The 15,924-nt window shown below is 53.6% G+C and carries 16 protein-coding genes; 10 read left to right on the top strand and 6 right to left on the bottom strand.

Annotated features, from left to right (window positions below; translation table 11 throughout):
* Positions 1-36: 36 nt before the first annotated feature.
* The 3 genes from argF to HV314_RS22005 all read left to right on the top strand — a co-directional run bounded on the left by argF (position 37) and on the right by HV314_RS22005 (position 3,124).
* The gene (argF, locus tag HV314_RS21995; RefSeq protein ID WP_053388739.1) at positions 37-1,041 is read left to right on the top strand and encodes an ornithine carbamoyltransferase; all 1,005 of its coding nucleotides are present in this window, start codon (positions 37-39) and stop codon (positions 1,039-1,041) included.
* 55 nt (positions 1,042-1,096) lie between these two features.
* A complete protein-coding gene (locus tag HV314_RS22000; protein ID WP_047499900.1) occupies positions 1,097-2,500 on the top strand; it encodes a YfcC family protein in 1,404 nt (467 codons plus the stop codon).
* A 144-nt stretch (positions 2,501-2,644) separates the two neighbouring features.
* A complete protein-coding gene (locus tag HV314_RS22005) occupies positions 2,645-3,124 on the top strand; it encodes an arginine repressor (protein ID WP_003839609.1) in 480 nt (159 codons plus the stop codon).
* Here HV314_RS22005 and HV314_RS22010 read toward each other — a convergent pair.
* A complete protein-coding gene (locus HV314_RS22010) occupies positions 3,121-3,243 on the bottom strand; it encodes a hypothetical protein (protein WP_085951096.1) in 123 nt (40 codons plus the stop codon). The genes HV314_RS22005 and HV314_RS22010 overlap by 4 nt on opposite strands.
* Here HV314_RS22010 and pyrL point away from each other — a divergent pair.
* From pyrL to ridA, 4 genes are all read left to right on the top strand, one after another.
* Positions 3,223-3,324 carry a pyr operon leader peptide gene (pyrL, locus tag HV314_RS22015; protein WP_003025819.1) on the top strand — a complete coding sequence of 34 codons (102 nt, stop codon included), beginning with the start codon at positions 3,223-3,225 and terminating at the stop codon, positions 3,322-3,324. The two genes, HV314_RS22010 and pyrL, sit on opposite strands and share 21 nt — an antisense overlap.
* 36 nt (positions 3,325-3,360) lie before the next feature.
* Entirely contained in the window at positions 3,361-4,296 is a 936-nt protein-coding gene (gene pyrB, locus HV314_RS22025) for an aspartate carbamoyltransferase (RefSeq protein ID WP_016151493.1), read from the top strand.
* A gap of 13 nt (positions 4,297-4,309) precedes the next feature.
* Complete coding sequence (gene pyrI / locus HV314_RS22030) at positions 4,310-4,771, top strand: aspartate carbamoyltransferase regulatory subunit (protein ID WP_016151492.1); 462 nt, start codon at positions 4,310-4,312, stop codon at positions 4,769-4,771.
* A gap of 76 nt (positions 4,772-4,847) precedes the next feature.
* The gene (ridA, locus tag HV314_RS22035) at positions 4,848-5,234 is read left to right on the top strand and encodes a 2-iminobutanoate/2-iminopropanoate deaminase (protein ID WP_016151491.1); all 387 of its coding nucleotides are present in this window, start codon (positions 4,848-4,850) and stop codon (positions 5,232-5,234) included.
* 91 nt (positions 5,235-5,325) lie between these two features.
* Here ridA and HV314_RS22040 read toward each other — a convergent pair whose 3' ends face one another.
* From HV314_RS22040 to mgtL, 5 genes are all read right to left on the bottom strand, one after another.
* A complete protein-coding gene (locus tag HV314_RS22040) occupies positions 5,326-6,612 on the bottom strand; it encodes a TRAP transporter large permease (RefSeq protein WP_016151490.1) in 1,287 nt (428 codons plus the stop codon).
* A gap of 30 nt (positions 6,613-6,642) precedes the next feature.
* Entirely contained in the window at positions 6,643-7,152 is a 510-nt protein-coding gene (locus HV314_RS22045; protein WP_046275813.1) for a TRAP transporter small permease, read from the bottom strand.
* 62 nt (positions 7,153-7,214) lie between these two features.
* On the bottom strand, positions 7,215-8,192 hold the full coding sequence (locus HV314_RS22050) for a TRAP transporter substrate-binding protein (protein WP_016151488.1): 978 nt from the start codon (positions 8,190-8,192) through the stop codon (positions 7,215-7,217).
* 375 nt (positions 8,193-8,567) lie between these two features.
* Entirely contained in the window at positions 8,568-11,276 is a 2,709-nt protein-coding gene (gene mgtA, locus HV314_RS22055; protein WP_181546730.1) for a magnesium-translocating P-type ATPase, read from the bottom strand.
* 144 nt (positions 11,277-11,420) lie between these two features.
* Positions 11,421-11,474 (bottom strand): mgtA regulatory leader peptide MgtL, encoded by a 54-nt coding sequence (mgtL, locus tag HV314_RS27695; protein WP_350186061.1) that lies wholly within the window; start codon positions 11,472-11,474, stop codon positions 11,421-11,423.
* 191 nt (positions 11,475-11,665) lie between these two features.
* Between mgtL and treR the strand changes: the two genes are divergently transcribed.
* From treR to treC, 3 genes are all read left to right on the top strand, one after another.
* Positions 11,666-12,613, top strand: a complete 948-nt coding sequence (gene treR / locus HV314_RS22060) for a trehalose operon repressor TreR (RefSeq protein WP_016155565.1) — start codon at positions 11,666-11,668, stop codon at positions 12,611-12,613.
* Between the two features lie 157 nt (positions 12,614-12,770).
* Positions 12,771-14,189 (top strand): PTS trehalose transporter subunit IIBC, encoded by a 1,419-nt coding sequence (treB, locus tag HV314_RS22065; protein WP_049283018.1) that lies wholly within the window; start codon positions 12,771-12,773, stop codon positions 14,187-14,189.
* A gap of 49 nt (positions 14,190-14,238) precedes the next feature.
* The gene (gene treC / locus HV314_RS22070) at positions 14,239-15,891 is read left to right on the top strand and encodes an alpha,alpha-phosphotrehalase (protein WP_181546733.1); all 1,653 of its coding nucleotides are present in this window, start codon (positions 14,239-14,241) and stop codon (positions 15,889-15,891) included.
* The last annotated feature ends 33 nt before the right edge of the window (positions 15,892-15,924 follow it).

Genomic DNA, 15,924 nt, shown 5'->3' on the forward strand with positions numbered 1-15,924 from the left:
AGCGAAGCCTTATCCAGCCTACATAAGGATATTTTCATGACTGTTAACCTGAAAAATCGCAATTTTCTCAAATTGCTGGACTACACCCCAACGGAAATCCAGTACCTGATCGATCTGGCTATCGAGTTAAAAACGGCGAAAAAAGCCGGGCGCGAAAGGCAAACGCTGGTCGGTAAAAATATCGCGCTAATCTTCGAAAAAACGTCAACTCGCACCCGCTGCGCCTTTGAAGTCGGCGCTTTCGATCAGGGCGCACAGGTGACCTACCTTGGCCCAAGCGGCTCGCAGATTGGTCATAAAGAGTCGATGAAAGATACCGCCCGCGTGTTAGGTCGCATGTATGACGGTATTGAATACCGCGGCTACGGCCAGGAGATCGTGGAAGAACTGGGGCAGTTCGCTGGTGTGCCGGTCTGGAACGGGCTGACGAATGAATTCCACCCTACGCAGATCCTCGCGGATCTGATGACCATGCTGGAACACGCCCCGGGTAAAACCTTACCCGAACTGAGCTTCGCTTACCTCGGTGACGCCCGCAATAACATGGGCAATTCGCTGATGGTCGGCGCGGCGAAAATGGGGATGGATATTCGTCTGGTCGCACCGAAATCCTTCTGGCCGGACGAGGCGCTGGTTGCCGAATGCCGTGAAATCGCCAGCGTGACGGGCGCGCGCATTACGCTCACAGAGGATGTTGAGGAAGGCGTTTACGACGTGAACTTTCTCTACACCGATGTCTGGGTTTCGATGGGAGAACCCAAAGAGGCGTGGGCAGAACGCGTCAGCCTGATGACGCCTTATCAAATTAACCAGCAGGTCATCGATGCGACCGGCAATCCCAATGTGAAATTCATGCACTGCCTGCCCGCCTTCCATAACGAGCACACCAAAGTGGGCCGTGAAATCGAAGCGGCTTACGGCCTGAAAGGGCTTGAAGTCACGGAGGAGGTATTTGAGTCAGCGCATTCCATCGTCTTCGACGAAGCAGAAAACCGGATGCATACCATTAAAGCGGTCATGGTAGCGACACTCGGCGACTAACCCCAGCGGGCATGTGTCGCCTGGCGGCATATGCCCAAGCTATCCGGAGAACATCATGGGCAAATTCAAATTTCCCAGCGCGTATACCATCCTGTTTATTCTTATTGCGCTCGTCGCCGTTATGACCTGGATTGTCCCTGCCGGGAAATACCAGATGGCGATGAATGCTACCCTGGGCAAAGAAGTGCCGGTTGCCGGTACCTATGCCCCAACAGAGGCGCATCCACAAGGTTTAACGGCTGTACTGCTGGCTCCGATTGACGGGCTTTATAACCACGAAACCTACACCGCAGGCGCGATTGATGTGGCGTTGTTTGTCCTGATTATTGGCGGGTTTCTCGGCGTGGTAAACAAAACGGGCGCCATCGACGCCGGCATCGAACGCGTGACGGTCAGGCTGAACGGCAAAGAAGAGTGGATGATCCCCATCCTGATGGGACTTTTCGCCGCCGGAGGCACGATTTACGGCATGGCGGAAGAATCACTTCCTTTCTACACCTTATTGGTTCCGGTCATGATGGCTGCGCGCTTTGATCCACTGGTTGCTGCTGCAACCGTTTTGCTTGGCGCAGGCATCGGCACCCTCGGTTCAACAATCAACCCTTTCGCAACGGTTATTGCCGCTAACGCCGCCGGGATCCCCTTCACCCAGGGAATGCTGATGCGCATTCTGCTGCTGGTCGTCGGCTATGTTATCTGTGTGGTATGGGTCATGCGCTATGCACGGAAAGTTCGCAGCCATCCTGAGCTTTCCATCGTGGCCGATAAAATGGAGGAAAACCGTGCCCATTTTCTCGGTAGTCGCGCCAATACCAATCTTGAATTCACGGCTACGCGTAAGTGGATCCTGCTGATATTCGCCGCCGCCTTTGCAGTGATGATTTATGGCGTCGCGGTGCTCGGCTGGTGGATGGCGGAAATATCTGGGGTTTTTCTGGCATCTGCGATTATCGTCGGCGTGATTGCCCGCATGAGTGAAGAAGCATTCACCAGTACCTTCATTGACGGGGCACGGGATCTGCTCGGCGTGGCGCTGATTATCGGCATTGCGCGCGGTATCGTCGTGGTGATGGACAACGGCATGATCACCCACACCATTTTGCACAGCGCCGAAAATTTAGTCTCCGGTCTGTCCACCACCATTTTCATCAATGTGACTTACTGGCTGGAAGTCTTGCTCTCCTTCCTGGTCCCTTCCTCGTCTGGCCTGGCGGTGCTCACGATGCCCATTATGGCCCCGCTGGCTGACTTCGCCCATGTGCAAAGGGATCTGGTCGTCACCGCGTATCAATCCGCTTCCGGCATTGTGAATCTGATTACCCCCACCTCAGCGGTTGTAATGGGTGGATTGGCCATCGCTCGTGTTCCTTATGTGCGCTACCTGAAATGGGTCGCACCACTGCTGCTAATTCTGACGGTGCTGAACATGGTTGTTCTGAGTATCGGCGCGATGCTGTAGTCCTGTTGGCCGTCGGATCCCGACGGCTTTTTTGAGCGCGCTCTCGTTTTTCTGCACAACCGCCCGTTTGAGCCGTTATTGATACTGCAAATGTGGTGAATTTCGCCATCGCATTGATACAAATGATAAATTTAGGGTGTTTTTATGAAGGAATTCGATGATTACTCGACCAAAGAGCAGAAACAGTTGGCGATTTGTCAGCGCCTGATTAGCGAAAAAAGCTACCTGTCTCAGGAAGCGCTTCGCCGCGATCTACAACACCATGGTTTCACCGGGATTAGCCAGTCAACGGTATCTCGTCTGCTGAAACTACTCGGTGCTATAAAAATAAGAAATACAAAAGGGCAAAAAATTTATTCTGTAAATCCGCAATCACGACCCGCGCCTGATGCTGCCCGATCGATTGCTGAAATGGTGGTCAGCGTGGAACACAATAGCGAGTTTATCCTCATCCACACGGCGGCTGGCTATGGTCGCGCCGTAGCCAGAATCCTCGATTATCACGCGTTGCCAGAAATTCTCGGCGTCATTGCCGGTAGCAGTATTGTCTGGGTCGCGCCGCGGGTGGTACAGCGAACGGGCCTGGTCCACAAGCAGATTAATTATCTATTCAAAATGAATTAAAATTCATAAGAACCGTTTGCGATGAATAAATAGTGCATTTTTCGCTTGATCCCATAACGGAGCTGAGTATAATCGCGGACAATTTGCCGGGAGGATGTATGGTTCAGTGTGTACGACATTTTGTCTTACCGCGTCTGAAAAAGGACGCTGGCCTGCCGTTTTTCTTTCCGTTGATCACCCATTCCGAGCCCCTCAATTGAGGGGCTTTTTTTTTGCCCAGGCGTCAGGAGATAAACATGGCTAACCCGCTCTATCAAAAACACATCATTTCCATAAACGACCTCAGCCGCGATGACCTTAATCTGGTCCTCGCGACGGCGGCGAAATTAAAAGCTAACCCGCAGCCAGAGCTGTTAAAACATAAGGTCATCGCCAGCTGCTTCTTTGAAGCGTCAACCCGCACCCGTTTATCTTTTGAAACCTCCATGCACCGTCTGGGCGCCAGCGTGGTGGGTTTCTCTGACAGCAGCAACACGTCGCTTGGCAAAAAAGGCGAAACTCTGGCCGACACCATTTCCGTCATTAGCACCTATGTCGACGCCATCGTGATGCGTCATCCGCAGGAAGGTGCCGCGCGTCTGGCAACAGAGTTCTCCGGTAACGTGCCGGTACTGAACGCCGGCGACGGTTCCAACCAGCATCCCACCCAAACGCTGCTGGATCTGTTTACCATTCAGGAAACGCAGGGTCGCCTGGACAATCTGCAAATCGCCATGGTGGGTGACCTGAAATATGGCCGCACCGTCCACTCCCTGACCCAGGCGCTGGCAAAGTTCGAAGGTAACCGCTTCTACTTCATCGCCCCGGACGCGCTGGCCATGCCGCAATACATTCTGGATATGCTGAATGAAAAAGGTATCGCCTGGAGCCTGCATGGCACTATCGAAGAGGTAATGGCGGAGGTCGATATCCTCTACATGACCCGCGTACAAAAAGAGCGTCTGGACCCGTCCGAATACGCCAATGTGAAAGCACAGTTTGTTCTGCGTGCCAGCGATCTGAACGGTGCCAGAGCGAACATGAAGGTGCTGCATCCGCTGCCGCGCATCGATGAAATCACCACCGACGTCGACAAGACGCCGCACGCCTGGTATTTCCAGCAGGCTGGCAACGGCATCTTCGCCCGCCAGGCGTTACTGGCACTGGTACTGAATAGCGAACTGGCACTGTAAGGGAGAAAAAGAGATGACACACGATAACAAACTGCAGGTTGAAGCCATCAAACGTGGCACCGTAATTGACCACATTCCCGCACAGGTTGGTTTTAAGCTGCTGACGTTGTTCAAACTGACTGAAACCGACCAGCGTATCACCATCGGGCTGAACCTGCCGTCTGGCGAGATGGGCCGTAAAGACCTGATTAAAATCGAAAATACGTTCCTGACCGACGAGCAGGTAAACCAGCTCTCCCTGTACGCTCCGCAGGCAACGGTAAACCGCATTGACGATTATGACGTGGTGGGTAAATCACGTCCGAGCTTGCCTGAACGTATCGATAACGTGCTGGTTTGCCCGAACAGCAACTGCATCAGCCATGCTGAACCAGTATCGTCCAGTTTTTCAGTGAAAAAGCGCGCTGACGACATCGCACTCAAATGCAAATACTGTGAAAAAGAGTTTTCGCATTATGTGGTGCTGGCCAACTAATTGGTGTTGGTAATGATTTCCCGGCTCCCTATAATGGCCGGGAACATTCTATTACCGCTGTAATTCAGGAGAAATCATGAGCAAGACTATCGCGACGGAAAATGCACCAGCAGCAATCGGCCCATACGTTCAGGGCGTTGACCTGGGTAGCATGGTAATCACTTCCGGTCAGATCCCGGTCGATCCGAAAACCGGTGCCGTATCGGAAGACGTGTCCGCTCAGGCACGTCAGTCGCTGGAAAACGTGCAAGCTATCGTTGAAGCAGCAGGCCTGAAAGTGGGCGACATCGTAAAAACTACCGTCTTCGTTAAAGACCTGAACGATTTCGCAACCGTAAACGCGACCTACGAAGCGTTCTTCACCGAGCACAACGCCACTTTCCCGGCGCGTTCTTGCGTGGAAGTTGCCCGTCTGCCGAAAGACGTGAAAATCGAGATTGAAGCGATCGCCGTTCGTCGCTAAGTCTTTTTGTGCCGGATGGCGGCTTCGCCTTGTCCGGCCTACGCAAGCATAGTTTGCAGGCCCGGTAAGCGCGAGCGCCACCGGGCATTTATCACATCACACCAAACAGTCTCGGCAGGAACAGCGAAATCGCCGGAATGTACGTGACGATCATCAGCACCAGGAACAGCACGAAGTAGAACGGCAGCATCGCCTTCACCACCTGCTCAATTTTCTGCTTACTCACCGCACTGGCCACAAACAGCACCGACCCTACCGGTGGCGTTATCAGGCCGATCCCTAAATTCACCAGCATGATCATCCCAAAATGGACCGGATCAATGCCGAGCGCGTTGGTTACCGGTAGCAAAACCGGCGTCAAAATCAGGATCAGCGGCGCCATATCCATCAGCGTACCGATCAGCAACAGCATGATGTTAATGCACATCAGGATGACGTATTTGTTGTCCGAGATGCTGGTGAAAGCTTCGGTGATACGCATCGGCAACTGCATATAGGTCATGACGGCACCGAACGCGGCGGCAAAACCTATCAGGATCATGACGATAGTGACCGTTTTCACCGTACGGAACATCAGCTTCGGCAGTTCAGACCATTTATAGTCACGATAGATAAACATGGTGACAAAGAAGGCCCACAGACAGGCAATCGCCGCAGATTCCGTCGCGGTAAAGATACCTGACAAGATACCGCCCATGATGATCACAACGGTCATTAAGCCCCACAGCGTATCGACGAATATCTTCAGCGCCTGGCGAAACGGTACGCGCTCCCCTTTTGGATAACCGCGTTTGTGCGCAAAAGCGACGCACATCACCATCAGGCTGAAGCTTAACAGCAGGCCCGGTAGGATCCCGGCGATGAACAGCGCGGCAATCGACACCGTCCCGCCCGTTGCCAGCGAGTAGATAACCGAGTTATGGCTCGGCGGCGTGAGGATCGCCTGCACCGAGCCGCTGGCAGTGACCGCTGCAGCAAAGTCGCGCGGATAACCTTTTTTATCCATCTCCGGGATCATTACCGAACCGATAGACGCGGTATCGGCCACCGACGATCCAGAAATTGCGCCAAAAAAGGTCGAGGCCACAATGTTGACCAGCGACAGACCGCCGCGAATAAAGCCAACGAAAATATAGGCAAAGTTTACCAGCCGCCGCGCAATGCCCCCTTCGGCCATAATAGCCCCGGCCAAAATAAAGAACGGGATCGCCAGTAGCGAAAACTTGTTCACCCCACTGGTCAGTTGGATCATCACCGCTTCCAGCGGAATATCAATGTACCAGGCCCCAATGATGGCGCTAATACCAACCGCGTACGCTACCGGTACCCCAATCGCCAGCATAATGCCGAGCGTAAAGACGAGAATAAATGCATCCATCTGCTTTCCTTTCTGAAATGGGGGCGGTAACTAGCTGGTCGATCCCAGCATGACAACAGGACGTTGGTACTGCGAGCCACGGCAGATCTTCTCAACGATAAACAGCAGCGTAATAGCAGAGCCAATCGGCAACGGGAGATAGTTTTGCCCGGCGCTTAAAATTGGGAATTCCGCCACGGGCTGTTCCCACAGTTCGAGGCATAGCATGGAGCCGTACCACAGAATGAACAGGCTTATCGCCATTAACATAACGTCTGCGACTACCGAGCAGTAACGGCGGGAAGATTCCCCCAGACGGTCAATCACCATGCTTACCGCGATATGCGAACCTGCGCGATAGCTCACCGCCGCGCCAATAAAGGTGAATGTCACCATACAAAGAATGGCGACTGGCTCAGGCCATGACAGGGCGTTATTCAGGACATAACGCGCGAATATGCCAATGGGGATAATGGCGACCATAACCAATAATGCGATACCGGCAATCCACATTGACACTCGATAAAGAAAATCCATTACCGATGAATAGCATTCACCCATAATCATCACCTCGAATTAATCAAAAGACTCAGGCGGAGGATTGATATCCTCCACCCGATGAATTACTTCACATCCTGAATACGTTTGATCAAATCCTGGTGGTCTTTACCGTAATTATCCCGTACTGACTGCGTGGCTTTATAGAAATAGTCCGTATCAATATCGTGGAACTGAACACCGTTGGCTTTCATGGTCTCCAGCGATTTCGCATTATAATCCTGCCAAAGTTTACGTTGCTCTACCTGGGCCTCTTTAGCGAGTTTAATAATGAGTTCCTGGTCTTCTTTTTTTAACTTATCCCATTTGGCTTTCGAGAACAGAAAAAGCTCAGGAATAATAAAGTGTTTACTCCAGGTATAGTTTTTCACGACCGGCAAATAGTTATGCGCAACAAACGTTGGCGGGTTATTTTCCGTACCATCAATAACGCCGGTCTGCATGCCGCTAAATACTTCACTGACGCCCATCACAATGGAGTTAGCGCCCATCGCTTTTAGGGTATCCAGCGCTATCGGGCTGGCCTGAACGCGGATTTTCATGCCGTGCAAATCTTCCGGTTTCACTACCGGATTCTTGGTGATCAGGTTGCGCGTTCCCGCATCCATCCAGCCAAGGAACACCAGTCGTGATTTGGTATTGGCTGTCAGACGGTCGCCAATCTCCTGACCAATCATGCCGTCGAGAACCTTATGCATATGGTCCTCATCGCGGAAAATATATGGCAGGGTAAACACGTTTATTTCAGGGAGAATTGCGGCAACTGGCGTCATTGAGACGCGAATAATATCAATGGCGCCTAATTGCGCCTGTTCAATCATCTGTTTTTCATCGCCTAACACACCACCAGGAAATGTTTTGATCTCCAGACGACCTTCGGTCGCGGCGCTAAGTTTCTCCCCCATATGTTTCACTGCAACAACGTTCGGGTAATCAGCCGGATGCACATCTGCGGCGCGAAAGGTTTGTGCCAGCGTTGCATGACTCGCCAGTAATACAGACGCGCCAATACACAGACTTAACAGGTTTTTTGTCAGTTTCATTTGTCCTTCTCCAGAAGTTCATAATATCCATTAACAGGAATAGCTTGCAGAGCAAATGACTGCCGGAATTAAAAACGGGCAGCGAGAAACTTTCTTAACGACGTTACCTGCGCAGACTAACTGGTGTAACAATTTATTTCGATGACTGCGTTCACAAAAAATCGCAGATGCTTATAATTTTTAGCACACTGTTTCATTTTTGCAACGCAGATCGTTTTATTGATAAAAAAACAACGCAAAGAAGGCAATTTGATACTAATTACCCGCGTTAGCATTTCAATAAAAATAAAACACCAATATTTCGGGAGAATATCTTTCGAATGAAAAAGAGAAATGCAGGAGAGTATTAACACCCTCCTGCAAAGAAGTTGAGGATTACTGCCAGCCGTAGCGGCGGCTATAAAAACCTTTCACGAGCTGGGTTAATGTCATGTAGCCCGCCAGAATCGCAATCAGCCACGGGAAGTAGCTCAGCGGCAGCGCCTGCAATTGCAGATAGTTGGCCAGCGGCGAGAACGGTAATGCAATGCCTACCACCATGACCACCAGCGTCATCAGCATCAGCGGCCATGCGGCGCGGCTTTGGATGAACGGCACGCGGCGGGTACGGATCATATGCACAATCAGCGTTTGCGACAACAGGCCTACCACGAACCAGCCAGACTGGAACAACGTCTGATGTTCTGGCGTATTCGCATGAAAGACGAACCACATCAGGCAAAATGTCAGAATGTCGAAGATCGAGCTGATTGGTCCAAAGAAGATCATAAAGCGCCCCAACTCGCTGGGATTCCAGCGCTGCGGCTTTTTGATCTGCTCTTCGTCGACGTTATCAAACGGAATCGCCACCTGGGATACATCGTACAGCAGGTTCTGAATCAGTAAGTGCAGCGGCAACATCGGCAGGAACGGTAAGAAGGCGCTCGCCACCAGCACGCTAAACACGTTACCGAAGTTAGAACTGGCCGTCATTTTGATATACTTCAGCATGTTAGAAAAAGTACGGCGTCCTTCGATCACCCCTTCTTCCAGCACCATCAGACTCTTTTCCAGCAGGATGATATCAGCCGCTTCACGCGCAATATCAACCGCGCCGTCAACGGAGATACCAATGTCCGCCGCGCGCAGCGCCGGGGCATCGTTAATACCATCCCCCATAAAGCCAACCACATGACCTTCGCGCTTGAGCAGCGTGACAATGCGCTCTTTGTGCATCGGCGTCAGACGAGCAAACAGCGTGGTGCGCTGGGCCAGCGTTGCCAGCTCATCGTCGCTTAACCCTTCAATGTTGCTACCGATAACCACATCGCCCGCATCCAGCCCCACTTCGTGACACACTTTCGCCGCCACCAGCTCGCTATCGCCAGTCAGGATTTTCACCGTAATACCGCTGGCTTTCAGCGCTTTGAGCGCTGGCGCGGTGGTCTCTTTCGGCGGATCGAGGAACGCAATATAGCCTTCGAGGATCAGATCTGATTCATCAATACGCTGGTAATCGCCCTCACGCGCAGGCAGGTATTTCGTCGCCACCGCCACCACGCGCAGCCCCTGGCGATTCAGCGTATCCGTGACGCGCTTCACCCGACGCAGCATGTTGTCATCTAACGGGACAACCTCACCGCTGTAGCGCACCTGGGTGCAGACGCTGAGGATCTCCTGCAGCGCGCCTTTGCACACCAGCTGATGCACATCGGTTTCTTCAGCGACCACCACCGACATGCGGCGGCGTTCGAAGTCAAACGGGATCTCATCAATTTTCTGCCAGCGGGTAGAGAGCTGGCGGGCTGATTCTTCGTCCACGCCTTCCAGCACTGCCGTATCCAGCAGATTCTTCAGCCCGGTCTGGTAATGACTGTTCAACCACGCAGAATGCAGGACGTGCTCGCTGGGTTTACCAGATATATCTGTATGATTCTCAAGTACAATTTTGTCTTGTGTCAGGGTGCCCGTTTTATCGGTACACAGGATATCCATCGCGCCAAAGTTCTGAATGGCGTCGAGGTGTTTGACGATGACCTTTTGTTTTGACAGCTTCACCGCCCCGCGCGCCAGCGTCGAGGTGACGATCATCGGCAACATTTCCGGGGTCAGCCCCACCGCGACAGACAGGGCAAACAGCGCCGCTTCCCACCAGTCGCCTTTGGTATAGCCGTTGATGATGAGCACAATCGGCGCCATCACCAGCATAAAACGGATCAGCAGCATGCTGACGCGGCTGATCCCTTTCTGGAAAGCATTCTGCTCGCTTTCCTGCTCGCTGACGCGCCCCGCCAGTTGCCCGAACCAGGTATTGGCTCCGGTCGCAATCACGATGGCCTGCGCCGTGCCGCTCACCACGTTGGTGCCCATAAAGCACAGGGTATCGCATTCGAGCGGGTTGCTTTGCTGCGGGTCGCGGCTGATTGCGACTTTCTCCACCGGCAGCGATTCACCGGTCAGCGAAGCCTGGGCCACGAACAGGTCACGAGCCTGCACCACACGCAGATCGGCCGGGATCATATCCCCTGCCGCCAGCTTAATAATATCGCCGGGAACTAACTGGTCGATCGGCAGTTCAACCCAGCCGTTCTCTCCTTTCTCGTTGATAACGCGCAGCACCGTAGCGGTGTTACTGACCATCGCTTTCAGCGCATCTGCCGCTTTGGTGGAACGCGCCTCCTGCACAAAATTCAGCAGCGTAGAGATGACGACCATCAGAGCAATGACGCCAGCAGCAAACAGATCTTCGGTGGCATAGGAAATCGCACCGAGGATGGTCAACAAAATATTAAACGGGTTGCGGTAGCAGACCCACAGATGCACCCACCACGGCGACGGCTTCTGCGCCGGCAGTTGGTTCTCGCCATGTAATTCGCGAGCGTTTTCCACTTCTGCGGCGTTTAATCCTTCCGGGTGCGCGCCAAACGTTTTCCACAGCGCGGCTTCGTCCATCAGCGCCATTTTCAGACAATGTTCGCTCAGCGATGGCGGGATCGGCGTGCTGGCAACGGTCTGGGCATTAGGCAACGGATCGCGATGCACCAGACGGTGTGGTAAATGGCGGTTTAGCCGGGCAAATAGCTGGCGAGTAATATTTTTGAACATAGGCAGTCCCTCTGCGCCAGTCTCAACAGGCGCAGTAAATCCTTCAGGCGTGGCAAAGCCTTACCTGATGGCAATATTAAAATCACAACAGGGACGTCAGAACGTCACTGTCTTACTGCTCCGGTAAGACAGTGAAAGACAGGCTTACCGGAAAGGGGGGTTTCTCCATCTCGGGAGAGGGGTGGGATCGGGATCCATATAGCCTCCGGTAAGTGAATGATTTGCGCTGCGGATTATACGCAGAAAACCATAAGGTTTGTGGCAATTATGGCAGTATGATAAACCATGGAAACTAAACCAAACGTATACCAGACTTTGCCCATTGCGCTGCGCTTGAGTAAAGTTATTCTCTATTTGGCATAACTTCACACGCAACACGGGAAAACAGGATGCAAAACCGGCTGACAATTAAAGACATCGCCCGCTTAAGCGGTGTGGGAAAATCAACCGTTTCCCGTGTGCTTAACAATGAAAGCGGCGTGAGCGAACGCACCCGCGAACGCGTTGAAGCGGTGATGAATCAGCACGGTTTTTCCCCTTCCCGCTCCGCTCGCGCCATGCGTGGACAAAGTGACAAGGTGGTGGCGATCATCGTCACGCGTCTGGACTCGCTTTCGGAAAATCTCGCCGTGCAAACCATGCTGCCCGCCTTTTATGAGCAGGGTTACGACCCGATCATGATGGAAAGCCAGTTCTCGCCCGAGCTGGTTGAAGAGCATCTCGGCATGCTCAGACGCCGCAATATTGACGGCGTGGTGCTGTTTGGTTTTACCGGCATAAGTGAATCCATGCTCGCCTCCTGGCAGGATTCGCTGGTGCTGCTGGCAAGAGATGCCAAAGGCTTTGCCTCCGTCTGCTATGACGATGAAGGCGCCATTCGCACCCTGATGCAGCGTTTATACGATCGCGAGCATCGCCATATCAGCTTTCTTGGCGTTCCCCATAGCGACGTGACCACCGGTAAGCGTCGCCATGAAGCCTACCTGGCGTTCTGTAAGAAACACAAACTGCATCCTGTAGCCGCGCTACCGGGTCTTGCCATGAAGCAGGGTTATGAGCAGGCCGCCAACGTCATCACCCCGGAAACCACTGCCTTAGTCTGCGCGACGGACACCCTCGCCCTTGGTGTCAGCAAATATCTGCAAGAGCAGCGAATTGAGAATCTACAGCTGGCGAGCGTGGGCAGTACGCCGCTGATGAAATTCCTCCATCCGGAAATTATCACCGTCGATCCAGGATATGCCGAAGCCGGACGACAAGCGGCCTCGCAGCTGATCGAGCAGATCAACGGCCGTAGCGAACTACGACAAATCGTTATTCCTTCCACCCTCTCCTGATCGCTTTCTGAGCGTTAATTTGTGATCTTCGCTACGTTTCGGGAACGTTCCCATTTTTAAAAAATCATCGACGATATACTCTGGCCACAGCAACGAGAGAGTTGCCAGATGGCGATGCTAAAACGTCTTATCCGGCCTACGGGGAACACACATCATCATGAGCAAAATAAAACAAGCAGACATCGACCGGCTGATTGAGCTGGTAGGCGGGCGCGACAATATCGCCACGGTAAGTCACTGCATTACTCGCCTGCGTTTTGTGCTGAATCAGCCTGCGAATGCCAGGCCAAAAGAGATCGAACAGTTGCCGATGGTCAAAGGCTGCTTCACCAACGCCGGGCAGTTTCAGGTAGTGATTGGCACCGAAGTGGGCGATTACTACAAAGCGCTGCTGGCGACAACCGGTCAGGCCAGCGCCGACAAAGAGCAGGCGAAAAAAGCCGCGCGGCAGAATATGAAATGGCACGAACAGCTGATTTCTCATTTTGCGGAGATCTTCTTCCCGCTGCTGCCAGCGCTGATTAGCGGCGGCTTGATCTTGGGGTTCCGTAATGTGATTGGCGATCTGCCCATGAGCAACGGGCAGACGCTGGCGCAGATGTACCCTTCGCTGAAAACCCTTTACGACTTCCTGTGGCTAATTGGCGAAGCGATCTTCTTCTATCTGCCGGTCGGGATCTGCTGGTCAGCAGTGAAGAAAATGGGCGGTACGCCGATCCTCGGTATTGTGCTGGGCGTGACCCTGGTTTCACCGCAGCTAATGAACGCCTATCTACTCGGTCAACAGGTACCGGAAGTGTGGAACTTCGGCCTGTTCAGCATTGAAAAAGTGGGCTATCAGGCGCAGGTTATTCCGGCACTGCTGGCCGGTCTGGCGCTCGGGTTTATTGAAACACGCATGAAACGCATCGTCCCGGATTATCTGTATCTGGTGATCGTCCCGGTGTGCTCGTTGATCCTTGCGGTGTTCCTCGCGCACGCCTTTATCGGTCCGTTTGGCCGCATGATCGGCGACGGTGTCGCGTTTGCGGTCCGTCACCTGCTGACCGGCAGCTTTGCCCCGATTGGCGCGGCGCTGTTCGGCTTCCTGTATGCCCCGCTGGTGATAACCGGCGTGCATCAGACCACGCTGGCTATCGACATGCAGATGATTCAGAGCATGGGCGGTACGCCGGTATGGCCGCTGATCGCATTGTCGAATATCGCTCAGGCCTCTGCGGTAGTCGGGATCATCATCTCCAGTCGCAAACACAATGAACGTGAAATCTCCGTTCCTGCCGCGATCTCCGCCTATCTCGGGGTCACTGAACCGGCCATGTACGGGATCAACCTGAAATACCGCTTCCCGATGCTGTGCGCGATGATCGGTTCCGGTCTCGCCGGACTGCTGTGCGGCCTGAACGGTGTGTTGGCGAACGGAATTGGCGTCGGCGGTTTGCCGGGCATCCTCTCCATCCAGCCGACTTACTGGCAGGTATTTGGCATGGCAATGGTCATTGCGATTGTTATCCCCATGGTACTGACCTCATTCGTTTATCAGCGTAAACACCGTATGGGCACACTACAAATTGTCTAACTTTTCTTCGGGGCGCAGTTGCGCCCCATCGTATTTCCAGGAAACAACCATGAATATTCCCCACTGGTGGCAAAACGGCGTCATCTATCAGGTTTACCCCAAGAGTTTTCAGGACACCACCGGCAGCGGCACCGGCGATTTACGCGGCGTGACGCAGCGTCTCGGCTATCTGCAAACGCTGGGGGTTGATGCCATCTGGCTAACGCCGTTCTATATTTCGCCGCAGGTTGATAACGGCTACGACGTCGCGGATTACATGTCTGTCGATCCGGCCTACGGAACGCTTGCAGACTTTGACGAACTGGTGGCGCAGGCGAAAGCGCGCGGCATCCGTATTATTCTCGATATGGTGTTTAACCACACTTCAACCCAGCACCCCTGGTTTCGTGAGGCGCTGGATAAAGACAGCCCGTATCGTCAGTTTTACCTCTGGCGCGACGGCACGCCAGACAGTCTCCCGAATAACTGGCGCTCCAAATTTGGCGGCAGCGCCTGGGGCTGGCACGCCGAAAGCGAGCAGTACTATCTGCACCTCTTTGCTCCGGAGCAGGCAGACCTGAACTGGGAGAACCCGGCGGTCCGCGCCGAGCTAAAAAAAGTGTGCGAGTTCTGGGCCGATCGCGGCGTGGACGGGCTGCGTCTCGACGTGGTGAATCTTATCTCTAAAGATCAGGACTTCCCGAGCGATCCCGACGGCGATGGGCGGCGTTTTTATACCGACGGCCCGCGCGCGCATGCGTTTTTACGTGAAATGAACCGCGACGTCTTCACGCCCCGCGACCTGATGACGGTCGGAGAAATGTCCTCCACCACGCTGGAAAACTGCCAGCAGTACGCCGCACTCGATGGCAGCGAACTGTCAATGACCTTCAACTTCCACCACCTGAAAGTGGATTACCCCAACGGTGAGAAGTGGACGTTAGCCAAACCCGACTATGTGGCGCTCAAAACCCTGTTTCACCGCTGGCAACAAGGCATGCACAATCAGGCCTGGAACGCGCTGTTCTGGTGTAACCACGACCAGCCACGCATCGTGTCGCGTTTTGGCGATGAAGGTAAATACCGCGTTCCGGCCGCAAAAATGCTGGCGATGGTGCTGCACGGTATGCAGGGCACGCCCTACATCTACCAGGGTGAAGAGATCGGCATGACCAATCCGCACTTCCGCCAGATTACCGATTACCGCGATGTGGAAAGCCATAACATGTTTGCCGCCCTGAACGGCCAGGGGCGCGATGCGCAAGAGCTGCTGGCGATCCTCGCCAGTAAATCGCGCGATAACAGCCGCACGCCGATGCAGTGGGATGCCAGCAAACACGCGGGCTTCACCGCGGGTGAACCGTGGATCAATCTGTGCGACAACGCAGCGGATATCAACGTGGCGGCAGCGCTGCGCGATACCGACTCGGTGTTCTATACCTATCAGAAGCTGATCGCATTGCGTAAAGCAGAGCCGGTTATCACCTGGGGCGACTATCAGGATCTGCTACCGGGCAGCCCGCATCTGTGGTGCTATCAACGTGAATGGCAAGGACAGCGGTTGCTGGTCATTGCTAATCTGAGCGATACCTTCCAGAGCTGGCAGCCGACCCAGACCGACGGCAACTGGCAGGTGCTGATGCACAACTATGCCGAGGTCGCCAGCCAACCCACAGACATGACGCTGCGTCCTTTTGAAGCCGTCTGGTGGTTGCAAAAATAGCTTGCAATTATGTTCAGGCCCGGTACGCATAAC

Source organism: Citrobacter sp. RHBSTW-00887 (genome assembly GCF_013728095.1).
Lineage (GTDB): Bacteria > Pseudomonadota > Gammaproteobacteria > Enterobacterales > Enterobacteriaceae > Citrobacter > Citrobacter braakii.